We start from the raw sequence: 25,314 nt of genomic DNA on the forward strand, positions 1-25,314 counted from the left end.
TGTCGTCGTTCTTCTCGTCTGCGCCTCACTCCTTCAGCGATCCGAGGGTGAGGCCGCGGACCAGATGTCGTTGAACCAGCAGGATAAAGATGAAGCTGGGTATGATCGCGGATGTGCCGAGCGCTGTGATGTAGCCCCACTCGGTCGCGGTCGATGTGACAAAGGTCGAGATCTTCACCGGCACAGTGCGGATCGACGTTGTCAGGAACAGTGAGAGCAGGAACTCGGTCCACGAAAAGATGAAACACAGCACGGCCGTCGCAGCGATGCCGCCCTTGACCATGGGAAGGACGACGCGTCGAAACGTCTGCCAGCGCGTCGCGCCGTCAATCAGCGCCGCCTCATCAACCTCGCGCGGAACATCGTCGAAGAACGACTTCAAAAGCAAAACCGCCAGCGGCAGGTTAATCAAACTGTGAACGAGGATGAGCCCCGTATAAGTATCGCGCAAGCCGAGATCGCGGAACATGAAAACGATCGGAATGACGATCGCGATTGGCGGCATGAAGCGCTGCGAGAGAATCCAGAACAGGAAGGACTGCTGGCCGCTGAACTGCATTCGCGACAGGCAATAGGCGGCCAGAGTTGCCAGCAGCAGCGTCAGCGCCGTCGATCCGACGGCTATAATGGCGCTGTCGAGCAACGACTGACGGGAATCGTAGGAACTGGCGCCACCCTTGATGACCCCGGCCGCCTCGCCGCCCTGTTCCATGCCGATGTCGACGCGCGAAACGCCAAGCAACGTCACGCGGTAATTGTCCGGCGTCGGCGTGAAACCGGTGTAGACCGGTCCGCTGCGGTCGAAGATCGCCGAATAGGGTTTGATGGACGACAGGGCCCACCACGCGATCGGGAACATAAAGATCGCCACCACCAGGACTGCGAGCACGTCACGGGCGATCGTTTGGGCGCGCGACGACTCCATCAGAACCTCACCTTGAACAGCCTGACGAAGAGGTTCGACACGACGATCAAGACGACGAGCACGATCAGCGACAGGGTCGCGGCGTAGGGAAAGTCTCCGGTGAAGTAGATGCGGCCAGCGTAGAATGAAAGCGTCTCGGTGGCCGTGCCAGGCCCGCCGGCGGTGATGATGTAGACGTAGTCGTAGATGCGAAAGAGATCGACGCCGCGGATCAGCACCGCGACCGCTATCACCTTGCGCAGCATCGGCAATGTGAGGCGCAAGAACGTCTGGATGCCGTTGGCACCGTCGATCGCCGCGGCCTCGAAAGGTTCCTTCGGCAGCGCCCTGAGCCCTGCCAGGATGATGAGCACCATGAACGGCGTCCACTGCCATATGTCTGCCAGCAGGATCGCCGCTAATGCGGTTCCGGGCTGCGTCAGGATCGGCTGTGCCGGCGAGATCAGGTCGAGGGCATAGAGGTAGAACGACAGGACACCGAAAGAACCGTCCTGCATCAGCAGGAACATCATTCCGGTCACCGCCGGCGGCACCACCAGCGGCAGTGTCATCAGCGCCCGCAGCACCCCGTAACCTTTGCGATCGGTGTCAAGCAGAAGCGCGATGAGGATGCCGAGCGCAAGCTGAACCGCAAGCGCGACGAAGGTATAGATCAGCGTGGTTTCCAGCGAATGCCACATACGCGCATCCGAGAAGGCGCGCGTCCATTGGTGGAGCCCCGCGAAGTCGAGCTGCCGGGAGACGACATTGCGTTTGTGAAACGACAGCCAAACCGAATAGGCGAGGGGATAGATGCCGAAAACGAGAAGCATCACCGTGATCGGCGCGAGCCAAGGGAAAGGATGCTCGGCCGTCATGAACCGGGGCAGGGCCCATCTGGGCGTTTCGCGGGTCACGGTCACCGTGCTCACGCGCAAATCTCCGCTCGGTCACAGAGACGCATCGGCCTTCTCCCTATCGGCCAGATTGTGCCAACTTGAACTTTTGTAAGTTTGTTGTGCCTTTTGTTAAGAACGTGTCGGACGGCCGCCGAATTGTCAAGTCGGTTCCGTCAGCGCTCAAGGGATTTGCTCGTGGTCCCAGAGGATGCCGTGATTGCCGGGTATGGAGTTGTTTTTGGAGGAAACGCCGCCGGCAAATGCCGTGCACCAGCCTCAAACGCGCTCAGGGCCGCCGCCAATTTTGGCAGCCCGGAAGGCCACGAAAGCATCGAGGAGATCGGGAGGACAACCCGGGCGCTTTTGGAACTCCCCTTAATCCGGCAACAGGATCTGAAGCTTTACGTCCGCGGGCCGGGCTTCGACTGCGCGGTCAAAGGCGGTGATGGAATCTTCGAAGGGGAAGGTCGACGAAATGAGTGGCTTTAGGTCGACCCGGCCCGACCCCATCAGCGCGATTGCCCGCTCATATTGGTGGGCATATCGGAACACAGTCTCGATGCGGACTTCCTTGGTCGAGGCGGTGGCGACATCGAATGCGATCGGCGCCACCGGCAGGCCGACCACCACTACCGCGCCACCGGGCCGCGGCAGATCGAGCAGGGTCTCCCATGCCTTGGACGAGCCCGAGCATTCAAACACCACGTCGGCGCCCCAGCCATCGGTCAGGCGCTTTACCTCCGCCGCCAGGTTCTTGTCGCGGACGTTGACCGGGATCACGCCTTGATAGCCGCCGGCGATGTCGAGCTTGGGTTGGGCGAGATCTGCAACAACGGCGCGGGCGCAGCCGCCGGCGAGCGCCGCGATCGCCACCATCGTGCCGATCGGCCCTGCGCCAATAACCACCGCCGTGTCGCCCGGCGCGATCTTTGCTTTGGCAGCCGCCTGCATTCCGACAGCGAAGGGCTCCACCATGGCGCCTTCGGCGAAGCTGACATTGTCGGGCAGTTTGAAAGTGTAGTTGGCGGGGTGGACGACATGGGGCGTCAGCACGCCGTGGATCGGCGGCGTTGCCCAGAACCTGACCGCTGGATCGATGTTGTAGAGGCCGAGCCGGCTCGCCCGCGAATTGGGATCGGGGATACCAGGCTCCATGCAGACGCGGTCGCCGACCTTCAGATGCTCGACGCCTTCCCCCGTTTCGACGACGGTGCCGGCGGCTTCATGGCCCAAGACCATCGGCGCTTCGACCACGAACGGGCCGATGCGGCCATGCGTATAGTAGTGCACGTCGGAGCCGCAGATGCCCACCGTATGGATCTTGATGCGAACTTCGCCCGGGCCGACGGTCTGTGGCAGATCGATGTCACGCAGCTTGAGTTCGTGTTGGCGTTCGAGGACAAGGGCGCGCACGTTCGTCATCGACGTAGTCTCCTCTAAAGCTGATTGTAGGGGCCTTCGTGACCTTACTTGCACTCGGCGCGTTCATCATAGCCGCTCATTCACGGCTTCAAAATCCAGCTCGGAAAACAGGGGTGTTGCCTGATTCCGACTATCCGTACCAACTTCCCGGCCAAAGGACTTTGAAGGCCGGCCTTGCCGCTGCCGAATGCCCTCGGCGGAATGAAATAGTCGTTCGCCCCGAGACTCCCCACTCCCCACCCTCCAAGCCAGCATCGGTCAGTCATCAACAGGGGTCCAGCAGGTGCGCGACACCCGACGCTACATGCCATGGAACGCTTGCCCAATCCGCTTCTGGTCGATGCGGCCCACCAGGTGAAATGTCCGCTATCGTTTTTTGGGCGCCAGAAGTTCCCGGTTCGCTTCCGGCCCATAATGCTGCCGGGCGGCAATGCGCTTCATTAACGTCATTCTCCATTCGAAGCGCTCAGGCCGGAAGCTGCCGTGCGTAAGACGCCAGGTCATTGCCGCCGCGGACAAGTTTGCAGTTGGACAATATTGGCCAGCCGGGCGATCCCGGCATTTGGCGTTGCTTCGGCGAGTCAATACTGAGCCTGCGCTTACGCGCCATCCTTCTCGACAAGACCAACGGCTGGACCCGATCGAGTGCAGACGGGTTCAGTTGGTGCTGGTTGTGGCGGTGAACCCGCACTGCTTCTGTTCCATATCGATCTGCTTCGTGATGCGGACGGCGTTCTGTGCGTAGGCCTCCGTCACGGAGCCACTATTCACAGTCTTGTCCTTCAGCGGGCTCACACCTGCGCAGAGGTGGAAAACATGCGGCTCGGTGGACTTCGCGGCTCCGTTTTCGGGCGCGATCCAGTAGACGACATCCTGACCGGCAGGGTGGCTCGCGTCCCGCGTCGCCGCCGCCACGGCGGCGGTGTCCGTCGCGATCGCCTGCGCCTGAGCAGCGACATCGGGCGAACAGGCGGTGGTGGGCTGCCCCGACTTGATCTGCGCTGCGCATGCGTTCATATCCTGGGTGTACTGTTCGACCGACGGGGGTTTGAAACTGATCCCCATGACCGTCGCGAGCACCGCCAGCGCAGCGCCGACGCCGCCGGCAACCTTCTTGGTCCGCGGATCCATGTTTTTGTCCGTGAGGATCAGGAAAACCAGCGGGAGGAAGGCAATCAGCGTGATGATTGCGCCGAGCTGGTTTTGGAAGAAGAACCTGGCCGCGTCGGATGCACGAGCCGGATCGTGCCTGTTGGCCGCCTTCCATAGCAAGTTGCCGGCGATTGCGAAAATCGCGATGCCGACCAGAAGCCCGATGACCAGCGGCAGGTGTCCCTGGTCGAACTTGTTCTGGCGAAGCAGCATAATTCCGTAGATCTCGCCGCCAATGGCGACGATCCACGAGAGTGCGGCGAAAAGGCGAAGACGCGTGGCGGAGGACTTCTGGCCCTGCGTCGCTTGCCAATCCTTGGTAACGTCTGGCTTGTTGTCGGTCATTGACCAGATCCCCTGATATCGACACTTCTGCGGGCGGCGTTAGACCAGAAGGCCAACCCGCCCTGCGCAGCGTCATTGAACGAGCGTCACCTGCCTCAGCGACACGGCGAAAATGTGAGCGCCACGGCAGGCTTATCTCCATTCATAATTCATATTGCGCATGAGTGAATCCGTCCATACCCACGCAGGCAGACGCCTATGCGGCGATGGCTTCGTTCTACTTAATCTCTGGCTCGAACTTGACGCTGCCTTCCCTCGCTTCCCGGCGGCGGTCGCGCCATTCCCGACACCAGCCGAAAATCGAAATCTCCATAGCCATCGCCCGTGCCCGGCGATTCAGTCGCCGCATGGACGCCAAGCTCGGCCCCGACCATCAGCATTGATAATAATGCAGATTTGCATTATCTTATCGCGATGAACAGGAAATTTTTAATATGACAACGTTGACAGTGACGACAAGGGGACAGGTGACGTTCCGCAAGGACGTGCTGCAACATCTGGGCATCAAACCGGGCGAGAAGATCGAGCTTGATCTGCTGCCCGACGGTCGGGCGGAATTGAGGGCTGCACGGGCGAAGGGGTCGTTCCGGGACCTCCACGGCTTCCTCAGAGGCAAGACGAACGGCCGGGTGCTCAGCATCGAGGAGCTCAACGAGGCGATAGCGGAAGCGGGCGCTGCGGCCGGGTCCGGCAAGGAATGAGGGTTACGGCCGACACGAATGTGCTGCTGCGCGCCTATGTCGCCGATGATGAGGGGCAGGCGGCCATTGCCGTCGACCTGCTGGCCAAAGCGGACATCGTGGCCGTGAGCTTGCAGGCCTTGTGCGAGTTCGCCTGGGTTCTGGCCCGGCAGTACCAGACAGAGCGCGAAAATATTGCCGCGGCGATCCGGGCGTTGCTGAACACCGCGAATGTTGTCGTCAACCGGCCGGCAGTTGAGGCAGGGCTGTCAGTCCTCGATGCCGGCGGCGATTTCGCGGACGGCGTGATCGCTTTTGACGGCGGCTGGCTTGGCGGGGAGACTTTCGTCTCGTTTGACCGGAAGGCCGTCAAACTGCTCTCGGCGCAGGGACAATCCGTACAGCTTCTTTTCTAAGTCTTTCCGCGGTGGTCTCTCGCCCTGTGCTGTCGCGTCTTTAGAGGCCGCTGCGAGCAATCGGATTCTGTCTGCGGTACGGCTGTCAGATCAAGAATGGCGCGGTGAGAGCCGACAATCGCCGATAGATGGTTGTGGAAATCGTTAGAAATTTCCCAACTACGAGGCCGACTTGGTCGCGCAGATCGCGTAGCGATGCTGCGTCGAGCGTTCCAGCGCCCTGAGGAAGTTCATGTGCCGTGCCTGGGCGCGATGAATCGCGCCGAGCCGGGTGTCGACCACTGGCATCTCAAAGCCAGCCTCCACGAGAAGCGCGCAGACCTCGTCCGCTTTGGCGCCGTGCGAAAAGTGCAGCCGCGACAGGATGCTGCGATGGCGGTCCGCCATCACCTGATCCAGTCCGTGGACCGGCTCGACTGTCCGGCCAACGGCCCTTTCCAGGACTTGTCGCAGAGAGGTTACCCAGGTCTTACTGACGAAATCACCATCAATGATCAGCAGCCGTCCGCCAGGCTTGAGCAGCGAGAACCATTCGGCGAATGCCGCTCGCGGATCGACCAACGTCCAGACGAGATGACGAGTGACGAGGACGTCATAGCTTTCTCCGTTTTCAAGGGTGCGCTCGGCGTCGCCGATCAGAAACCGGATGCCGCTTTCCCTCTGCGTCGCCTTTGCACGCGCGCGAGCAAGCATGGTCTCTGACCAATCGAGCCCGGTCACCGCATAACCCAGGTCGTGCATAAGATGAGATACGACCCCGGTGCCGCACGCGAGGTCGAGCGCGCGACGCCCATCCCCGCGCCCCAAGTGCTTGAGCATCAGCCTGTGCCAAGCCAGGCGTTCCCGCTGTGAGAAGATTTCATGCCCCACCGAAAGATCGAATGTTCCGGCGCGCGTCGACCAATAGTCGCGTATCTCGTCCCGCAGCGAATAATTGGGCTCGCCCGCCATTCCAGCCCCCTTGTCGTCGTACCAGTCTGGAATGGCTCTAAAAGATATTTCTTGAGAATTGAAGTCATCTTTTATAAGCCACCTCTGGCTAATCCATTTCAAGAGAGGGCGCGATGAATTTTGGAAAGATCCCAGCAGGGACGATGTCGGCCGTTATCGTCGCCCTGTCGATGACGCTGGCCGCCAGGGCCGAAATGGTTGCAGTGACTGACATCACGGGCCGCCAGGTCGAGGTGAACGTCCCCGTCGAGAAGGTAATCCTGGGTGAGGGCCGGCAGGTCTATCTCGTCGCGGCACTCGACACCGAGGATCCGTTCAAGCGCATCGCTGGCTGGCGCGAGGATTTCAGCCAAGCGGATCCGGACAACTACGCCGCCTATCTGGAAAAATTCCCCAGGATGGCGGAGATCCCGACTTTTGGAGGCTTCAAGGACGGTACTTTCGACGTCGAGCAGGCGGTGTCGCTCAAGCCCGACGTCATCCTGATGAATATCGAGTCGAAGCAGGCTACGGAAGACGGCAAGTATATCGAGAAGCTCGCGGCTGCCGGCATTCCGTTGGTCTATGTCGATTTCCGCGAGCGCCCCTTCTCCAACACCGAACCCAGCATGCGCCTCTTTGGCAAGCTGTTCGGCAAGGAGGAGCGCGCCGAGGAATTCATCACCTGGCGCGCCGCCGAGATCGCGCGCGTTACCGCTGTCATCGAGAAGGCCAAGCCGGAAAGGCCCAAGGTCTTCATCGAACGCGCCGGCGGCTATTCCGTTGACTGCTGCATGAGCTTCGGCGACGACAATTTCGGCAAATTCGTCGAGATGGCAGGCGGCGACAACATCGCCAAGGATATCATCCCCGGCACGTTCGGCACGCTCAATCCCGAACAGATCATCGCATCCGACCCGGATCAGATCATCGTCACCGGCGGATGGTGGGAAGCCTATGTGCCGGGCGGTGCCTGGGTCGGCGTCGGGCCCGGCCGTGATCAGGCAGAGGCGCTGCGCAAGCTGAAGGCGCTGACCGAGCGGCCGGCGCTGACCGGCGTGAAGGCCGTCGAGGACGGCGCGGTGCATGCCATCTGGCATCAGTTCTACAACAGCCCGTATCAGTTCGTGGCCATCCAGCAGATGGCGAAGTGGCTGCATCCGGATCTTTTCGCCGATCTCGATCCCGAGGCGACCTTCAGGGAGTTGCACGAGAAATTCCTGCCCGTCGCATACCGGCCAGGCCACTGGGTCTCGCTGACCGATGTCGATTAAATCGACGGCCGTCAACACCGCGCTCGACAGCGCCGATGGACGAGGGCCGCGCTCTCGTCTGGCGGCGGCAGTTGATCCTTGCCGGCCTCGGCGCTGCCCTGCTCTTCAGCCTGTGCGTCGACCTTGCGGTCGGTCCCGCCCGCTACGGACTTGGCGAGGTCGTGGGGGCGCTTGTGTTTCCCGACACGGTGCCGCAGCAGGTGCGCGTGGTGCTCTGGGACATCCGCATGCCGGTGGCCCTGATGGCCATTGTCGTCGGGGCGGCGCTCGCCGTGGCCGGCGCGCAGATGCAGACCATCCTCAACAACCCGCTGGCCAGCCCCTTCACGCTCGGCATATCCGCCGCCGCGAGCTTCGGCGCCGCGCTTGCACTTGCCTTTGGGGTGAGGCTTCTCCCCACCGCAGTCGAGTATGTTGTGCCGATCAACGCCTTCGTGATGGCGATGGTTGCGGCCTTCCTCATTCACGTGCTGAGCGTAAAGCGCGGCGTCAGCGCGGAGACCATCGTGCTGCTTGGCATCGCGCTGGTTTTCACCTTCAACGCGCTGCTCGCGCTCGTCCAGTTTTTCGCGTCGGCGGAAGCGCTGGCGGCGGTCGTTTTCTGGACAATGGGCAGCCTCACCAAGGCCACCTGGCCCAAGCTTGCAGTCACCACATTCATTCTTCACGCAGTCTTACCCATTTTCGCCCGGCGCGTTTGGGCGTTGACGGCGTTGAGGCTCGGTGAGGACAAGGCGGCCAGCTTCGGCGTCAAGGTCGGTCGCCTGCGGCTCGAGACGCTCATCCTGGTGAGCCTCCTCGCCGCCATTCCCGTCGCCTTCGTCGGCACCATAGGTTTCATCGGCCTCGTGGGCCCGCACATCGCGCGCATGGTCATCGGCGAGGACCAACGCTTCTTCCTGCCCGCCTCGGCCCTTGCGGGCGCGCTCATCCTGTCGGCTAGCTCGGTCGTCAGCAAGTCGCTTATCCCTGGGACGGTCTTCCCGATCGGCATCGTCACCTCGCTGATCGGCATCCCGTTCTTCATCTCGCTCATCCTGTCCAGCACGAGGCGCTCATGGTGACGATCCGGCTCGAGGCGCTCGGCGCGCGCTACGGCACGAGCCTCCGGCTTCGCGATGTTACGACGCCTGCGTTCGAGGGCGGAGACATCGTGGCCGTGATCGGTCCGAATGCCGCCGGGAAGTCGACGCTCTTCAGGCGCATCGCCGGCCTCCTGGACGGACCGGGAGCAATGCATGTCGAGGGGGCCATTCGCGGGAAGAGCGGCATCTGCTACATGCCACAGGAAACGTCCGCCAACGCGGTGCTCACCGTCTATGAGTCAGTGTTGCTCGCCCGCAAGCAGGGTATGGGCTGGTCTGTGGGCGACGATGATCTGGCTCGCATCGACGAGACGCTGGCGGCGCTAGGCATCGCCGACATCGCTTTCCGCAACATTGGCGAGCTTTCCGGCGGCCAGCGGCAACTGGCCAGCCTGGCACAAACGCTGGTGCGCGAGCCGGAGATCCTGCTGATGGACGAACCGACATCAGCACTGGATCTATCGCGGCAGGTGGAGGTGCTCGGTCTCATGCGGCAACTTGCTCAGGCGCGAGGCATGGTCGTGCTGATCGCCCTGCACGACCTCAATCACGCCCTGCGCTTCAGCGATCAGACAATGGTCATCGCGGACGGCCGGCTGGTCGCATGCGGGTCATCGCCGGACGTCATCACATCCGATCTGCTGCGGGACATTTATCACCTAAACGCCCGCATCGAGCCGTGCTCGCGCGGCATCGGCCATGTCATCGTGGATGGCGTGGCGAATGGGCGTCGGACGGCCATTATGTCGGCAGCGGAAACCGAATCCGGGATTAGGAGCAGAATCGAAGCGGCAGCCGTTCCGGCCGCGTGACGGCAACCGCATTATGCCGGTTGATCGACGCGCGCACTGACAGACCCGATTCTCTGACCGCTGGTTGAAGGCGACAGTATGCTTGCATTCAGCTCAAGGCGTGGCCGGCCAATCCATAGACCCAAGGCCCATTGTCTTGGCGGTTCAGGAAGCGGCGCCCTTTGGACATGGTCGTAACGGTCTCGGCAATGCCGAGGCCGCACTGCTGGAGAAACGCGGCAAACACGCCATCCTTCTCGCGGGTGTCGACGCGGGCGAATCGTCCTGCCAGTTCCTTCAGATGCACGGCTGTGAGGTGGACCGCGTCGAGATCGCTGCGCGCGACTATGGGGCCGATCACGTGACCACGTCCGAACTCGCGACACATGGAATAGCCGACGATTTCGCCGCCGCGGCTCAAAGTGCAGATTGAGGCATCCGCTGCGAGCAACGCGAGCAGCCTCTCGCGGTTTATCCCTAACGCGCGCGTATCCAGCGGCGTGATGTCCTTAAGTCTGTCGCTCGACAGCGCCTGCAATTCACCGTTCAAGGAAGGCATAGCCGGGAGTGTTTGTGGGACCTCCCCCTGGCGCTGGTATACGATCGCCTCGGTCGTGAAGCCGAGTGAAACGTAGAGGGGGTAGGCAGCATGGGTCGCGTTGAGCGCCAAATTGCGATCGCCGCACTGCTCAAGGACTAGGTCCATGAGCCATCGGCCGCCTCCTTGCGCTTGTGTGCGTGGTGTTGTGATCACCAGGCCAATGGTGGCAAAGTCGTCCCCGTGGGGAAACCACATCGCGCTCCCGAAAACGCGTCCAATACCATCAACGGCAACAATGCCGCGTCCGGCACGGCGCAGAAAGTCCCAATCCTTCGGCCGGTGAGGCCAGCGGACTGAGATCGACAGCGCGTGCAGTAGCTTGACGTCGACATCATCAATGTCCCGCGCGACCAGTTCGAAGGATTTCAGGCGTACTGATCTCTGCATCTCAATCGATCCGCTCCTTCAACCAATGCGCAAGGCACGCGGTGTTGATCCTGTCATCGATCGTCATGTCGCGACATGCCTCTTTTGCCGCAGCATTATACGGGAAAGCCAGCAGGTTTCGCTGGTTCGAGGTGCTTTTTCGCAATCTTCGGCCAAAGCACGACGCAATTCGGCAGGGAACACTGCTGCCTGCGGATAGGCTGGTTGCACCCGGTGATAGTGTGCAAGCAGAGCGGACCGCCATGAACGTGGAAGAAATCCTCGCGACCCTGGTTGCATTTCCCTCTGTTGTGGGCACGCCAAACGGCGCGATCGTCGATTGGATCCGCGACTATTGTCAGGCAGCCGGAGCCGAGGTGACGGTTCTCCCCGGTCCCGAGGGCGACCGGTCCAACCTTTTCCTCACGATCGGCCCGCGCCAAGGTCGGGGCTACATCATCTCCGGGCATATGGATGTCGTCCCGGCCGGCGAGCCGGAATGGAGCTCGGACCCGTTCGTTCTGCGCCGCGAGGGCGGCAGGCTTTACGGCCGCGGCACCTCCGACATGAAGGGCTTCCTCGCCTGCGCATTGGCGGCGCTCCCAGGACTTGCGGCGATGAACCTGCGGCAGCCCGTTCATCTCGCATTCTCATATGACGAAGAGGCGGGGTGCCGTGGTGTGCCGCATCTCCTAGCCGCGTTGCCGAGCTTATGCGAGAGGCCGCTTGGCGCGATTGTCGGCGAGCCGAGCAGGATGCAGCCTGTGCGCGCGCACAAGGGGAAGGCCGCCGCGCGGCTCGAGGTGATCGGGCGATCCGGCCATTCCTCACGCCCCGATCTCGGACTCAACGCCGTGCACGCCATGGCCGGCGTCATCGCGCACGCCGTGGCCTACGGCCGATCCCTCGCCGACGGGCCGCTCGATCAAAATTTCGAGCCCCCGTATTCTTCCTTGCAGGTGGGCGTCATCGCCGGTGGACAGGCGGTCAACATCATCCCTGGCCACTGCACAGCCGATATCGAGGCGCGCGCCGTGCCCGGCGTTTCTCCAGCCTCCCTGCTTGAGCCGGTCAAGACCCGGCTTTTCGCTCTGCGAGACAGCGGCTTCGATGTGGCGTGGCATGAGTTGAGCACCTATCCCGCCCTTGCGCCCGCTAACGGGAGCGCGCTAGCGGCCGTTCTGACGGAGCTGACGGGGCAGGAGCCGCTGACAGCCGTGAGTTACGGCACGGAGGCCGGACTTTATCAGCAGGCCGGCATCGATGCGGTCGTTTGCGGACCCGGCGACATCGGCCGTGCCCATCGTCCCGACGAATATATCGAGATTGGTGAACTCGCCGCTTGCCGGAAGATGATCGAGGGGCTCGGCGCGCGTCTTGCGGCCTGAAGGAAGGGCGGTCACCATGGCGTTTCTTTTCAATTCCGATGCGGCGCGTGCTGCGGTCTTCCGCGAGATCTTTGCGCGCCAGCTCCCGGATCTGGAATTCGTCCATTCCGGGGACGAGATGGAGCCGGAGAAGGTGCGCTATCTCATCACCTGGACGGTGCCGGACGAGATCTCGCGCTACCGCAATCTGGAAGTGCTGTTTTCCATCGGAGCGGGCGTCGACCAGTTCAAGCAGGACGTGGTGCCAAGCCATGTGAAGCTTGTGCGCATGGTCGAGAACGGCATCATACGCATGATGCAGGAATACGTCGCGCTCGGCGTGTTGGCGCTCCACCGGGAGATGCCCGCCTATCTCGAGCAGCAGAAAAGATGCCTCTGGCAACCGATTGCCGCTCGACAGGCGGCCGAACGCCGGGTTGGCTTCCTCGGCCTTGGCATGCTGGCCCAGGCGGCTATCGAGCGCTTGAAGCCCTTCCAGTTTCCGCTTGCCGGCTGGAGCCGCAGCGAAAAGCGGATCGAGGACGTTGCCTGTTTTCACGGCACGGACCAACTCGCGGGCTTTCTGAAGCAAACGGATATTCTCGTCTGCCTGCTCCCGCTCACGGAACAAACACACGGTGTGCTCGATGCAGAGTTCTTCGACTTGCTGCCCGTCGGGGCGCAGCTGCTGCATGTCGGCAGGGGTCCGCAACTGGACCAGGCCGCGCTGATCAACGCGCTCGACACCGGTCACCTATCTGCGGCGATGCTTGATGTCACTGATCCAGAACCGCTCCCGGAAGACCATCCGCTGTGGTCGCATCCGAAGGTGATGATAACGCCTCACATCGCCTCGGTGACGCAACCGCATACGGCGGCACAATCCGTCGTGGACAACATCCGGCGCCACCGCGCCGGAGAAGAACTGATCGGCCTCGTCGATCGGGCACTCGGCTACTAACCAGGAAACATCACATGTCACTTCTGATCACGATCGACACAGTTCCAGACTTTGCGCCGAAGGAGGCACTACCGGCTCCGGAGCGGCTCATTTCCGGCAATCCATCCTTCAAGACCTGGGCGCAGGATGCCTCGAAGGGCGAAAAGGTGCTCACCGGTGTCTGGGAGGCGACGCCCGGCGAGACGCATTCGATCAAGGGCACGATCTACGAGTTCTGCCACATCGTTTCGGGTCTCGTCGAAATCGAGGAGAAGGGCGGTGAGACCAAGACCTACCGCGCCGGCGACAGTTTCGTGATGAAGCCCGGTTTCGTTGGCGTCTGGCGCACTATCGAGACCGTGCGCAAGATCTACGTCTGCGTTTATGACTGAGTCCAGTGCTCAAGGTCCCGCCGAATAGCGCCCGGCGGCTCCAGAACAATCGGCTTTCCAGGTTCCGCCTGACGCGATTCGACGCCGTCGGAGGGCTCAACCTCGACGGAAAATGCGGCCGGCGGTGGACTACTGTTCCGGTGACGCTAGTGCGAATGAGGACCTCCATCAATGAAGACCTACAAGATAGCGCTCATCCCCGGCGACGGCATCGGCAAGGACGTGACGCAGGCGGCATGGCAGGTGCTGCAGGCGGCGGCAAAGCGGGGCGGTTTCGCCCTTGATGACACAAGATTCCCATGGTCGTGCGCCTACTACCTGGAGACCGGTGCAATGATGCCGTCAGACGGCATCGAGACACTCCGAAAATTCGATGCGATCTATCTCGGCGCTGTGGGCTGGTCCGCGGAAGTGCCCGACTCGGTATCGCTTCACGGACTGCTCCTGCCGATCCGGAAAGGGTTCACGCAATACGCCAACATACGACCGCACCGGCTGTTGCCGGGCGTTCAGGGGCCGCTCCGCTCCGATGGCTTCGATATCCTGTGCATCCGCGAGAATACGGAAGGCGAATATTCCGGCGCCGGTGGGCGCGTTCATTCCGGCACGGCCGATGAGGTCGCGGTTGAGACTGCGATCTTCACGCGTACGGGTGTCGAACGGATCATCCGTTTCGGTTTCGAACAGGCGCGGGTGCGTCGCAGGAAGCTCGCATCTGTCACCAAATCCAACGCGCAGAAACACACCATGGTTTTCTGGGATGAGGTCACGCGCGAGTTGGCAAAAGACTATGCCGATGTGGAGGTCTCGCACTACCACATCGACGCCATTGCCGCCCGCATGGTCCTGGCGCCGGAAAGCCTCGACGTAATCGTCGCATCGAACCTTTTCGGCGACATCCTCACGGATATTGGAGCGGCCATTCAGGGCGGACTGGGTTACGCCGCCTCCGCCAATATCAATCCCGATCGCAGCGCGCCTTCCATGTTCGAGCCGGTCCACGGTTCGGCGCCCGACATCGCGCATCTCGGTGTCGCCAATCCGATCGCCGCGATCTGGTCCGGTGCGATGATGCTCGAGCATCTGGGCGAGGGGCAGGCTGTGGCCGAAGTGATGTCGGCAATCGAGTCCGCAACCGCGCGGGGGATTGGCACGATCGCGGGCAAGGACAGGACTGAAACAATCATGCAGACCGTGCTGGCAGGATTGAGCTGAAAGAGCAGAGGAAAGACCATGAATGCGATGACGAAGATTGGCATGTTCAACGATTCCGACCTTTTCCGCCAGCAGGCGCTGATTGGCGGTGTCTGGCGGGATGGCGAAACGAAGGGCGTGGTCGATGTCATTGACCCTGCCAGCCAAAGTGTTCTCGGCACCGTTCCCGCAATGGGGGAGAACGAGACGAGAGCGGCAATCGGCGCCGCGGCCGACGCCTTCAAAGGCTGGAGGAAAAGGACCCATGCCGAGCGTGCAGGATTTCTGGAGCGCTGGCACGACCTCATCCGTCAGCACGAACAGGATCTCGCGCTCCTGCTGACGCTGGAACAGGGCAAGCCGCTTGCCGAGGCGTTGGCGGAACTCCGCTACGGCGCATCTTTTGTGAAATGGTTTGCTGAGGAGGCGCGCCGGATCGGTGGCTCGACCATTCCGTCACCCACGGCCGATCGCCGCATTCTGGTGCTGAAAGAACCCGTCGGCGTCTGCGCCATCATCACGCCGTGGAATTTCCCCAACGCGATGATCGCACGCAAAGTAGCACCGGCGCTGGCCGCAGGTTGTACGGTTGTCATCAAGCCGTCGGAATTTACGCCATTCTCGGCGCTGGCGCTCGGCGTTCTGGCGGAACGGGCAGGTATCCCTGCAGGCGTGATCAACATTGTGACGGGCATGCCCGTCGAAATCGGCAACGAACTGATGGCCAATGAGACGGTGCGCAAGATCTCGTTCACCGGTTCGACCCGCGTCGGTGCGCTGCTCATGCGTGGTGCGGCCGATAGTATCAAGCGGCTGAGCCTGGAGCTTGGCGGCAACGCACCCTTTATCGTCTTTGACGACGCCGATCTGGATAAGGCAGTTGAAGGGGTGATCGCATCCAAGTTCCGCAATGGCGGTCAAACCTGCGTCTGCGCGAACCGGATTCTTGTGCAGGAAGGCGTTTACGACGCTTTCGCCGAAAAGCTGAGCCGGCGCGTCACGCGGATGAAGGTTGGCGCAGGGACCGACGAGGGCACTGAGATCGGCCCGATGATCAACGCGGCCGCGATCGACAAGATCGAGCGTCACATCGCGGATGCACGGGCGAAAGGTGCGCAGATTATCGCCCAAAGCGAGACGATGCCGGAGGGTAAGCAATATGCACGGCCCGTCGTGCTGGGAGAAGCTACTACCGGGATGCTCCTGGCATCGGAAGNAAGAGACGTTCGGTCCGGTGGCGCCGCTTTTTCGCTTCGAGACGGAGGAAGAGGCCATCGCCATTGCGAACGGTACGCCGTTCGGCCTTGCCGCGTACTTCTACACCGACAACCTCAAGCGCTCATGGCGTGTTGCCGAGGCGCTGGAGTTCGGTATGGTCGGGCTCAACACAGGCATGATCTCGACCGAGGTTGCGCCTTTCGGCGGTGTCAAGCAGTCGGGAGTGGGGCGCGAAGGATCGCAACTCGGCATCGAAGAATATCTCGAGGTCAAGGCGCTTCATGTTGGCGGGCTTAATTAATTATATTGCATGCAGGTGGAAACACTTGCAGCCTAAAACGTTGGAACGACAGGAAAGGGGCGGTGAAAACCGCCCCTTTCCTGTTGCGACCAGTGGCTATTAAGGTTTGGGAGCGCCTCGCTCTGGCGCGACTCCGCCCAAAGCAGACTCATGCCGGCAGTGCACTCAAGTTCTCACGCTTACGACGAGGGTTCACTTCCCTTCACCCGCCTTGGGGGCGAGCGGCATGAGCAGGGCATTGGGGCGGGGCGGTGCTACTTGTTCGGCGCCTCAGCGCTAAGCAGTGAACGAACCAATGCGGCCTGGCTGCGCACTCCGGTCTTGTCGAAGATCCGCTGCAGCTGGGTCCGCAGGGTGTTGACGCTGACTGCGAGCAGATCGGCGGCGGCCGCTAGATCGTGACCATCGAGAATCAGGCGGGCAAGCCTGACCTGGGCCGGCGAGAGTCCGTAGACTTCCTGCGCTCCAGTGATCCGGCGCGCGACCGTCGCGGCATCGTCGAATGACACCAGTATCTTGCCGTCCTCAAGCAGAACCCAGCAATGCAGCGGCACTCCCGCCGCGTCCTCACCAAGCGCCACTGCCCAGGCCTGTTTCGGCGATATGTTCAGGGGTCTCTGGCTCTGCAATTCGCGGAACGCCAGGCGCACCGCGTCGCGAAGTCCCAGATCACGCTCGTGTCGCCGGGCACGCAAGCGACCGGCGGCGTTGACCAGGCCCGGGTGGCCCGCTATCCGCTCGCGTGCGAGCCGGTTCGTCCAAAGTATTCGGGCGTCTGCGTCGACCTCGATCAGCGGGCTATTCGCTTCCTCGACGCTGCTCTCCATCATCACCATGCAACCGATCTTCCAGTCGCCGCCGATCCGGTGGAGAATCCGGAGCTGACGTTTGCGGTCTTCGCCCGTATCACTGCCGATCTGGTCGAAAGTCATCCAGGCCACGTTTCCGTCGACGACGATGTTGACCTTCTCCCAGCGCACGCGCTCTTCGAAGGCGTGCTTGTCGGGGAACCGCTCCACGATCTTCTTGAGGCGGGCGGCGATAGCGTCCCAGCCTTCGTCGACTCGAACGCCGAGTGAGGCAAAGGCCTCCATTCGCCGGGTCTGCGGCGACTGCACCCAGTGGCTCGCCAATGCCTCGAAATCCCGCTGCAGCCAGGCTTCGGTCTCGGCGCGGATCACCGCCACGACTGCGGCCTTATCAGCCTCGCTATTGTCCATCACCCGCTCTCCGGCAACGTCGCGTGGCAGCATATCACGGCCAATCTCTCGCGGCATGTCACCTGCCTCAGCTCGGAGGCATGCCTACAAGGATCAGCAAGGCGCAGACGGCGATTGACCCGAGCAGCCCGAGGCCCAATCGCGGCAAGGCGACCTGATCCGAGTAGTAGCGGTTTTCAGACTTGGCATCCTTCAGCGCGGGACTGGCCCCTGAATGAAGGTTCGCTGCGACGAGACTGTAAATGTCCATGACTGCCTCCGGTGCTGGCGCTTACATCGCTGGCACCCTGGCACGGCCGAGCGTGCCGCTTTGTCATGCGCGCGGACTACAGAGCCCCGGTGTGGAGGGAGGCACAAACGCAATGGCAACAGGCGTTGCCAGCTCACCGGATGACCATGGCGCTATTGCTTGAGGGCGCTTCCGATGGCCAAGGTCCGCTTTTGGCGCCAGCAACAGACGTTCAGGCGAATTCCCGAACGGGCTCCAGTCCGACGGCGCCGGCCAGACCGCCGATATCCTTGATTTCGGTATATTCGTAGAAGGGGTTCGCAGGCTCGTGGCCGCGGTTCACCCAGACCTTGCTCTTGATACCGAGATCATAGGCGGTCATGAGATCATAGCGAAATGAGGACGACACGTGCGTAATGTCCTCCGGGCCGCAGCCGAGCTTCTCGAACATATATTCGAAGCCCTTCATTAAAGGCTTGTAGGCGCCGGTCTCCTCCGCCGTGATGACCATGTGGAACGGTGCGCCGAGTTTCTCCACGTTCGACATGATTAGGCTCTTCATGGAATTCGACAGGATCACCAGCGGGATTTCCTTGGCGACCTTGGCCAGGCCCGCCGGGACATCCGGATGCGGACCCCATGTCGGCACTTCCGCATAGATGCGCTCGGCATCCTCGGGCCGGAATGCGACGCCGTTGCGCTTGCAGGCACGTTCCACGGAATTGTGCACGACCTCGCTGTACGGCTTCCAGGCGCCAAGAACCTCATCGAGGCGATAGGCCGAGAAATCCTTGATGAACTGCGCCATCCCAGCTGGGGAGAGCTGCGCACCGTAGACGCGTCTCGCCGCGCCGGCCATGTCGAAGTTGGTCAGTGTACCGTAGCAGTCAAAGGTGATGTATTTCGGTCTGAACTGGGTCATGGGCGTCGATCCTTCCAATCCTGTCGGCACTGCGTGCCTTTAACAGCAAGGATCATAATGAGAACGGGAGAAGACTAGTCGCCGCATTCGATGCGGCCTGAAGCAGATTGTTTTGTATTGGGTGAGAGCTTTGGCAGAGAGTTGCGCCTGAGTTCGTTTCGGGCTTCGGCGGGCGCGTGATCTCTCAGCCGTGCGTCCGCATAAGATGCGGTGCCGGCGGCAAAGGAAAGTCAAAACGCCTATCGCTCAGGTTCTGGTCGGGAGGAACTGCTGCCCGCGGCAGCCTATCTTCGGCCTAGGACAATTCAGGCCCGAATGAACATGACCGCGCAACAGATCACGCTGGAAAACGAGCTGAAGGACGAAACCACACCACACCGGACTTATGCTCTCGCCAGTCAGGCACTGCGCTGAATCGGAGGAAGAAATGCTGGCAAACTCACTGATCGAACTCGATCGCGCACATCTGGTTCACCCGTTTTCATGCTATCGGAGCCACGAGGACACGGGCGTGCGGGTGCTCAAATCCGCCAAAGGCGCAACCTTGACCGATGCAAGCGGGAAAACCCTGCTGGACGGATTCGCCGGTCTATGGTGTGTCAACATCGGATACGGCCAGGAAAGCGTCGTTGAGGCGGCCGCAAAGCAGCTAAGAGAGCTTCCCTATGCGACGGGGTATTTCGGGCTGGGATGCGAGCCTGCCATTCGCCTTGCCGCCAGGCTTGCCGAACTGGCGCCCGGCGATTTGAACCATGTCTATTTCACGCTTGGCGGCTCCGACGCAGTCGACAGTACGATCCGCTTTATTCGCTATTACTACCATGCCAAGGGTACGCCGCAAAAAGACCAGTTCATCTCGGTCGAGTATGGCTACCATGGATCCTCGACGGCAGGGTCAGGTCTGACAGCGATCCCGGCCTTCCATGCGGGTTTCGGCGTGCCTTACGACTGGCAGCACAAGATTCCCTCGCACTACGCCTATCGCAATCCGGTCGGTTCTGACCCGCAGTCGATCGTCGATGCATCGGTCGCGGCCCTGCGGGCCAAAATCGCGGAACTCGGCGCGGGCCGGGTTGCAGCTTTCTACGCCGAACCCATCCAGGGTTCGGGCGGTGTCCTCGTTCCACCGACAGGTTGGCTGAAGGCTCTGCACGCGGTATGCAAGGAACACGACATTCTGTTCGTTGTCGATGAAGTTATCACTGCCTTTGGCCGTACCGGCCCGCTCTTCGCGTGTGAGGAAGACGAGGTCGTGCCGGATTTCATGACCACAGCGAAGGGACTGACCTCGGGGTACGTGCCGATGGGCGCCGTTTTTATGTCGGACCACGTGTACAATACGATCGCGGACGGAGCCGGCAAAGCGGCCGTCGGCCATGGCTATACTTATTCCGCCCATCCCGTGAGCGCGGCAGTTGGGCTCGAATGCCTGCGTCTCTATGAAGATGGCTTGCTCGAGAATGGGCGCAAGGCCGGGAAGCGCCTGATGCAAGGCCTTCGCTCGCTCGCCGACCACCCGCTGGCTGGCGACATCCGCGGTCGCGGTATGCTGGCAGCAATCGAGTTGGTCACCGACAAGGAGCGCAAAACGCCGCTGCCGGCGGCGGCCGATCCGGGGCGCCGCATCTTCGAGCGCGCGTGGGCGAACGGCCTTGTCATCCGCGCCTTCAACAGCGGCATCCTCGGCTTTGCGCCGCCGCTCTGCTGCACCGAGGACGATATTGATGGAATCCTCGACCGCACGCGGATGACGCTGGACCAAACCCTCGAAGATAAGGATGTGCGGGCAGCGATGAAGGGCTGATCAGCGGGCGCATTGCATCGACCAGGGCTAAACTCACGCCGTCCGGGTCTTTCGCATGTTTCCCGGCCTAAGTATCAGCCCAGACGCTTCTTTCTCCGCTATACGAACGGCTCCGAGAACGACATTCAACGCCATGTGGCCCGGCCCAAGATTTCCGGCGAAACCCGCTTACAGGCAGGACGCGCCTGTCGTGATATCTTCCTGGGCCAAATGAAAACCGCTAAAATCTCCGGCCCTCCTTTTGGGACTAGCTTGGCGATCGGCTCGGCGTCACCGAGGCTTCACGTCCAATACTTGCCAAACCTGGTCAGCGGCGGTTTCGCATCCCACTGATCGACTTTTGCCGCTGTCACCCATCGCGCGGCAAAGATGATGGTCCGGCGATTTGTCTCCACGAATCGTCGACCTCGCATCGGCCATTCTGAAGCTCAGCGAGGTCGATCGTGACTCGTTGCACGGCGAGTTCGGGTCTCTTCGGCCTGGAGCCCGCCATTGAGACAATTCCCGCCCGCTCAAGGGCCGCCAAGGAGCGGGATACGTTCGGCTGCGGACGCGCCGCCAACCTGCACAGTTCCGTGATGCTTTGCGGTCGATACCGATGGATCAGCGCGACCAGCCGACAATTCTCAGGGGTCAACGCCCGCAGAACCTCTTCCGGCGCGCACGACTGAGCCATTGGTTCAGGGACCACCAGATGCCCCGCCGCCTGAGCCCTCGCCATCACTGTCGTGCGTGTTTTCCTCAGTAAGGGTGCTTTCCAAGTAAACAATGGCCTCGACGAAAGACGGAAATGCCTCTTTTACCCTGTCGAGGCTTTCCTGCACCTTGTCTGTTTTCAGGTCAAAACCGTACCGATGCCTCACCAGGTAACGGAATCCCTTTAGCTCACTCAAGGACTGATAAAGCTCGGGGTCGAGCACAGCCGGCCGGATGCCTGCAATTTCCGCCGACATCTGATCGAGCACGTCCTGGTGCATCGTAGGCCCTTGGGGAACGAGGCCGTCTATGTCGTTGGAGAGGCTGAGCAGGATGTCCTCGATGCCGTTGTAGACATTGTGGACTCCCAGCGAAACTGCTGCGACCGCGCCCCATTCTCCGCGTGACAGCTCACTCCGATGAGCCGCCAGATATTCCTCGATTTGCTGCAGTTCCTTCGCAGCACGGTCGATTTTTGGCGACAGTTTTGCGAATGCCGGATGCTTAAACGCTGTCATTAAGCAGTTCCTGCACTCGTTCGGACGAAACGTCTGAGGCAAAGATCAGGTCATAAGCAATGTTCGTTCCCCGAAGCTGGTCTGCGACCAAGCGCTCTACCATGGCCCGGCGCGCGGGATCAGTGCGTCCGTGCACCAGCAGATCTACGTCCGAGTGGACGCGGAAGCGGTTTTTCGCGAGGGATCCGACAACAGAGATATCGACGCCGCGGGCTTTGGCGTTCCGGAGAATACGCGATACACAGGCTTGCGCGGTCTTCCGGCGATCGTCAGCTCTTCGGTGGATCAAAGTGTTGATCTTGTTCATCTTTTCGCCTGTTGCCTTTGGTCCAACTGTGACCCGAGGCGCGATTGTCGCAACTCCGCAAGCTGTGCGTGCTACCTGCCTATATATCATTGTATGATATATTCAAGCCATTTGACGAGGACAAGGCGAAAACAGGCGTTCGCTGGAAATGTCCAGATGCAGTCGAAGTTTTAGGGTAAGCGCCGTTCAGGCGAGTGGCAATGACGGCCTCCGCCGAATCGTGACACCCTCATTCGACAAATGCCGCGCGCGCAACAAGATGGAGCTTGGCACGAGCGCCGCCGCTTGAGGACCGAGCCGGAGCAGCTTTCTCATTTGTCGAAAATGATGTCGAGAGGCAAATGGGATTTCACGATCGGTGACTTCAGCACGACGAAGCTGAAATATTTGTCGATTCCGATATCCAATTCGATCATGCGCTCCATGATCGTCTGGTACTCGCTGATGCCCGCTGTGACAAACTTCACAAGATAGTCGTAGCCGCCTGAAACCAGATGGCATTCGATGACAGAATCGACTTTCTGAATTGCGGTGAGAAATCTCGCGAAGTCGTTCTGTTGATGGTGCTTGAGCGTGACTTCGGTGAAGATCGTTAGAGTCTGTCCGAGCTTGGACACATCGATCTGGGCGGAATAGCCGGTGATGAAGCCTTCCGCCTGAAGCTTCTTCACCCGCATCAGGCAAGGGCTCGGCGAAAGGTTGACCAGGTCGGCAAGCTCGACATTCGTGACCCGCCCGTTCTTTTGCAGTTGGGATAAAATCTTGATGTCGATCCTGTCGAGTTTCATTGGAAACCTGTCAGACGTTCGAACCGCGGATCGCCCGACAGACGGCGTCCGTCACCTCCTGCGTGGTCGCTGTCCCTCCTACGTCCGGCGTCAGCACGCCTTCACTCGTCACCGCTTCCACAGCGCTCATCAACCGCACGGCCGCTGCGCTCTCGCCCAGATGTTCGAGCATCTGGGCAGCGGTCCAGAAGGTGGCGACCGGGTTGGCAATACCTTTGCCGGCGATGTCGAATGCCGAGCCGTGAATTGGCTCGAACATCGAGGGATAGCGCCGCTCGGGATCAATGTTGGCGGTCGGTGCAACGCCGAGACTGCCCGCGAGCGCGCCTGCAAGGTCCGACAATATGTCGGCGTGAAGATTGGTGGCGACGATCGTATCGAGGCTCCGAGGTTTCAACGTCATACGCACTGTCATAGCATCGACTAGCATCTTGTCCCACGCGACGTCCGGGAATTCCTGCGCCACCTCGGCTGCGATTTCGTCCCACATTACCATGCCGTGACGCTGCGCGTTGGATTTCGTAACAACTGTCAGGAGCTTTCGCGGCCGTGACTGCGCCAGCCGGAATGCATAGCGCATGATGCGGGTGACGCCGACGCGCGTGAAGATCGCGACCTCGGTTCCGACTTCCTCGGGGAGTCCGCGATGGGCGCGGCCGCCGTGGCCCGAATACTCGCCCTCGGAATTCTCCCGCACGATCACCCAATCCAGATCGCCAGGGCCAACGCCCGCCAGCGGCGAAACAATCCCGGGCAATATCCTGGTCGGCCGCACGTTGGCGTACTGATCAAAGCCTTGGCAGATCGGCAGCCGGAGGCCCCAGAGCGTGATTTCGTCAGGCAGATCGGGGGCGCCGACCGCGCCAAAGAAGATGGCGTCGAAGCGCTTCAGTTGCGCCACCCCATCTTCGGGCATCATTCGACCATGGGCCTTGTAATAGTCTGAGCCCCAGTCGAAGTGCTGGACGCGGAGCTTGAAGTCGCCGCAGCGCTGCTGCAGCGCCTCAAGCGCCTGGACACCTGCGGCAATCACCTCTGGGCCGATCCCGTCGGCAGGAATGGCGGCAATCTCATATTCGCGCATCATCACTTCCCTGTTTTTTGGTGCTGGCCGCCTCGTGACCTCAATCTCGTGTGCGATCGATTGTATGTTGGCAAGACGGTCTTCTCAGAATTCAGCGACCTTGCCCCACGCAGCAGTCTTCAGGCGCTCGGGCCTATAGTGACGCGGATCGACGATAGGCTCGCTGCCTGTAATGATGTCGGCGATCATATGCCCCGCGCCGGGGCCGATCCCGAAGCCGTGACCGCTGAATCCCGCCGCCAGGATGAAGCCCGGAATCCCCTCCACTTCGCCGACTGCGGGAATGCCATCGGGTGTACTGTCGATATAACCCGCCCATACATCGGAGATCGCGACGCGTTGGAGTTCGGGGATCAATTCGCAGGCTCTTCGATATGTCAGCCGAATCTGTCCCATGTCGGGCTTCGGGTCGAGAATGCGGTTCCGTTCCATTGGCGTGATGTCGTCGAGGGCCCATTTGCGCAGGCTTTCATGGCCTTGACGCCAGCCCTCGAAGGCGCCCGGGGCGAGATTGCGCCAGCGGCGGGCGAACATAGGTACAAACTCGCGGCTGAACCTGAACTGCTGCAGCGTTGGATCGACACGCGCCCGCCCGCTGATCGCCAGCGCGTATCCACCGTTGCTGCGCCGCGTCAGAGAGACGCGCGTGGTATGCAGGGCATCCGGCAGGCTGTTTGCGCCGGGTGCCACGGCCAGAATGGACGAACGCACGGCAGCTTGCGGGAAACGCACACCAAGCTGGTTGCAGAAGGAAGAAGCCCACGCGCCCCCGGCCATGACAACAGTCTTTGTATGGATGGTGCCCGCTTCGGTCACCACAGCGCTCACCCGGCCGGCGCTCAATTCCAGCCCGCGCGCCGCGCAATGCTGATGTACGGTGCCGCCCGCCGCCGTGATGCCGCGCGCCGCAACCGGCACTGCCTTGGAAGGGTCCGCCGTTCCGTCAGTTGGCGAGAACACGCCACCTTTCCATTTGCGGCCCGTCGCTTTGCCCCGTTCGGTGGCTTCTTCCGCGCTCAGCATGTGCGTGGTGATCCCGACCGTTCTCGCAAAATCGCGCCACTTCGCCCAGCCTGCCAGCTCATTTTCGTCTTGTGAGAGATAGAGGAGCCCGCAGCGGCGAAATCCAGTATCCTCGCCAGTCTCCTGTGCCACCTTCTCCCAGAGGTCGAGGCTCTTGGTCGCCATCGGCAGCTCACGCGCATCGCGGTTCTGCTGGCGGCACCAGCCCCAGTTGCGGCTGGACTGCTCGGCCGCGATGCGCCCCTTCTCGACCAGGGCGACCTTGAGGCCGCGGCGCGCCAGATAGTATGCGCTGAACACGCCCACCACGCCGCCGCCGATGACGACGACGTCCGCCTCGCGAGGGAGGGAAGGGCTGCAGTCGATGTGCATGAGCGGCGCGGGCATGGATGGAACTCCGGTAATTTGAAGCATCCTAACCTGCCGCCCGCAAATGCAGGCTGCGG

Annotated in this window: 24 protein-coding genes and 1 pseudogene; 11 read left to right on the forward strand and 14 right to left on the reverse strand. The window is 61.4% G+C overall.

Annotated elements, in window-relative coordinates; translation table 11 throughout:
- Positions 1–25 precede the first annotated feature (25 nt).
- The 4 genes from X773_RS64020 to X773_RS64035 all read right to left on the reverse strand — a co-directional run bounded on the left by X773_RS64020 (position 26) and on the right by X773_RS64035 (position 4,722).
- On the reverse strand, positions 26–925 hold the full coding sequence (locus X773_RS64020) for a carbohydrate ABC transporter permease (RefSeq protein WP_031212286.1): 900 nt from the start codon (positions 923–925) through the stop codon (positions 26–28).
- Positions 925–1,836, reverse strand: coding sequence for a sugar ABC transporter permease (locus tag X773_RS64025; RefSeq protein ID WP_023678780.1), 912 nt, complete (start codon positions 1,834–1,836; stop codon positions 925–927). The genes X773_RS64020 and X773_RS64025 overlap by 1 nt, the downstream gene beginning before the upstream one ends.
- Positions 1,837–2,178: 342 nt before the next feature.
- Positions 2,179–3,225, reverse strand: a complete 1,047-nt coding sequence (locus X773_RS64030; RefSeq protein ID WP_023678781.1) for an NAD(P)-dependent alcohol dehydrogenase — start codon at positions 3,223–3,225, stop codon at positions 2,179–2,181.
- Between the two features lie 657 nt (positions 3,226–3,882).
- A complete protein-coding gene (locus tag X773_RS64035) occupies positions 3,883–4,722 on the reverse strand; it encodes a hypothetical protein (protein WP_023678783.1) in 840 nt (279 codons plus the stop codon).
- A 434-nt stretch (positions 4,723–5,156) separates the two neighbouring features.
- On the opposite strand from X773_RS64035, the gene X773_RS64040 reads away from it, so the two are divergent.
- Positions 5,157–5,423, forward strand: a complete 267-nt coding sequence (locus X773_RS64040) for an AbrB/MazE/SpoVT family DNA-binding domain-containing protein (RefSeq protein ID WP_023678784.1) — start codon at positions 5,157–5,159, stop codon at positions 5,421–5,423.
- Positions 5,420–5,818, forward strand: coding sequence for a type II toxin-antitoxin system VapC family toxin (locus X773_RS64045; protein ID WP_023678785.1), 399 nt, complete (start codon positions 5,420–5,422; stop codon positions 5,816–5,818). The genes X773_RS64040 and X773_RS64045 overlap by 4 nt, the downstream gene beginning before the upstream one ends.
- Before the next feature lie 159 nt (positions 5,819–5,977).
- Here X773_RS64045 and X773_RS64050 read toward each other — a convergent pair whose 3' ends face one another.
- Positions 5,978–6,769 carry a class I SAM-dependent methyltransferase gene (locus X773_RS64050; protein ID WP_023678786.1) on the reverse strand — a complete coding sequence of 264 codons (792 nt, stop codon included), beginning with the start codon at positions 6,767–6,769 and terminating at the stop codon, positions 5,978–5,980.
- Between the two features lie 143 nt (positions 6,770–6,912).
- On the opposite strand from X773_RS64050, the gene X773_RS64055 reads away from it, so the two are divergent.
- The 3 genes from X773_RS64055 to X773_RS64065 are packed head-to-tail and all read left to right on the forward strand — an operon-like array spanning position 6,913 to position 9,919.
- Complete coding sequence (locus X773_RS64055; RefSeq protein ID WP_051406191.1) at positions 6,913–8,022, forward strand: ABC transporter substrate-binding protein; 1,110 nt, start codon at positions 6,913–6,915, stop codon at positions 8,020–8,022.
- A gap of 35 nt (positions 8,023–8,057) precedes the next feature.
- A complete protein-coding gene (locus tag X773_RS64060) occupies positions 8,058–9,086 on the forward strand; it encodes an iron ABC transporter permease (RefSeq protein WP_023678788.1) in 1,029 nt (342 codons plus the stop codon).
- Positions 9,080–9,919, forward strand: a complete 840-nt coding sequence (locus X773_RS64065) for an ABC transporter ATP-binding protein (protein WP_023678789.1) — start codon at positions 9,080–9,082, stop codon at positions 9,917–9,919. Before X773_RS64060 ends, X773_RS64065 begins: the two co-directional genes overlap by 7 nt.
- Positions 9,920–10,007: 88 nt before the next feature.
- Here X773_RS64065 and X773_RS64070 read toward each other — a convergent pair whose 3' ends face one another.
- A complete protein-coding gene (locus X773_RS64070) occupies positions 10,008–10,886 on the reverse strand; it encodes a GNAT family N-acetyltransferase (protein WP_023678790.1) in 879 nt (292 codons plus the stop codon).
- Positions 10,887–11,128: 242 nt separating this feature from the next.
- On the opposite strand from X773_RS64070, the gene argE reads away from it, so the two are divergent.
- The 5 genes and pseudogenes from argE (at position 11,129) to X773_RS64095 (ending at position 16,277) form a co-directional block, all read left to right on the forward strand.
- Positions 11,129–12,253, forward strand: a complete 1,125-nt coding sequence (gene argE, locus X773_RS64075) for an acetylornithine deacetylase (protein WP_023678791.1) — start codon at positions 11,129–11,131, stop codon at positions 12,251–12,253.
- A 16-nt stretch (positions 12,254–12,269) separates the two neighbouring features.
- The gene (locus X773_RS64080) at positions 12,270–13,193 is read left to right on the forward strand and encodes a glyoxylate/hydroxypyruvate reductase A (RefSeq protein ID WP_023678792.1); all 924 of its coding nucleotides are present in this window, start codon (positions 12,270–12,272) and stop codon (positions 13,191–13,193) included.
- A 14-nt stretch (positions 13,194–13,207) separates the two neighbouring features.
- Positions 13,208–13,564: a cupin domain-containing protein gene (locus X773_RS64085; protein WP_023678793.1), complete on the forward strand. Its 357-nt coding sequence runs from the start codon at positions 13,208–13,210 to the stop codon at positions 13,562–13,564.
- 171 nt (positions 13,565–13,735) lie between these two features.
- Positions 13,736–14,779 carry a tartrate dehydrogenase gene (locus X773_RS64090; protein ID WP_023678794.1) on the forward strand — a complete coding sequence of 348 codons (1,044 nt, stop codon included), beginning with the start codon at positions 13,736–13,738 and terminating at the stop codon, positions 14,777–14,779.
- Between the two features lie 27 nt (positions 14,780–14,806).
- Positions 14,807–16,277 (forward strand): annotated as a pseudogene (locus X773_RS64095) (NAD-dependent succinate-semialdehyde dehydrogenase).
- Positions 16,278–16,531: 254 nt separating this feature from the next.
- Here X773_RS64095 and X773_RS64100 read toward each other — a convergent pair.
- From X773_RS64100 to X773_RS64110, 3 genes are all read right to left on the reverse strand, one after another.
- Positions 16,532–17,530, reverse strand: coding sequence for a LuxR family transcriptional regulator (locus X773_RS64100; protein ID WP_198023613.1), 999 nt, complete (start codon positions 17,528–17,530; stop codon positions 16,532–16,534).
- Between the two features lie 34 nt (positions 17,531–17,564).
- On the reverse strand, positions 17,565–17,747 hold the full coding sequence (locus tag X773_RS64105; protein WP_023678796.1) for a hypothetical protein: 183 nt from the start codon (positions 17,745–17,747) through the stop codon (positions 17,565–17,567).
- Between the two features lie 211 nt (positions 17,748–17,958).
- Complete coding sequence (locus X773_RS64110; protein WP_023678797.1) at positions 17,959–18,648, reverse strand: haloacid dehalogenase type II; 690 nt, start codon at positions 18,646–18,648, stop codon at positions 17,959–17,961.
- Between the two features lie 427 nt (positions 18,649–19,075).
- On the opposite strand from X773_RS64110, the gene X773_RS64115 reads away from it, so the two are divergent.
- Positions 19,076–20,452, forward strand: a complete 1,377-nt coding sequence (locus tag X773_RS64115) for an aspartate aminotransferase family protein (RefSeq protein ID WP_023678799.1) — start codon at positions 19,076–19,078, stop codon at positions 20,450–20,452.
- Positions 20,453–21,132: 680 nt separating this feature from the next.
- Here the strand turns inward: X773_RS64115 and X773_RS77505 are convergent.
- From X773_RS77505 to X773_RS64135, 5 genes are all read right to left on the reverse strand, one after another.
- Entirely contained in the window at positions 21,133–21,666 is a 534-nt protein-coding gene (locus tag X773_RS77505; protein ID WP_023678800.1) for a hypothetical protein, read from the reverse strand.
- Positions 21,653–21,973, reverse strand: a complete 321-nt coding sequence (locus tag X773_RS64120; RefSeq protein WP_023678801.1) for a nucleotidyltransferase domain-containing protein — start codon at positions 21,971–21,973, stop codon at positions 21,653–21,655. The genes X773_RS77505 and X773_RS64120 overlap by 14 nt, the downstream gene beginning before the upstream one ends.
- A gap of 311 nt (positions 21,974–22,284) precedes the next feature.
- Positions 22,285–22,761 (reverse strand): Lrp/AsnC family transcriptional regulator, encoded by a 477-nt coding sequence (locus X773_RS64125; protein WP_023678802.1) that lies wholly within the window; start codon positions 22,759–22,761, stop codon positions 22,285–22,287.
- Positions 22,762–22,771: 10 nt separating this feature from the next.
- Positions 22,772–23,845, reverse strand: coding sequence for a tartrate dehydrogenase (locus tag X773_RS64130; protein ID WP_023678803.1), 1,074 nt, complete (start codon positions 23,843–23,845; stop codon positions 22,772–22,774).
- Between the two features lie 84 nt (positions 23,846–23,929).
- Positions 23,930–25,255, reverse strand: a complete 1,326-nt coding sequence (locus tag X773_RS64135; protein ID WP_023678804.1) for an FAD-binding oxidoreductase — start codon at positions 25,253–25,255, stop codon at positions 23,930–23,932.
- Positions 25,256–25,314: the final 59 nt, after the last annotated feature.

This window comes from Mesorhizobium sp. LSJC280B00 (assembly GCF_000502835.1).
GTDB lineage: Bacteria > Pseudomonadota > Alphaproteobacteria > Rhizobiales > Rhizobiaceae > Mesorhizobium.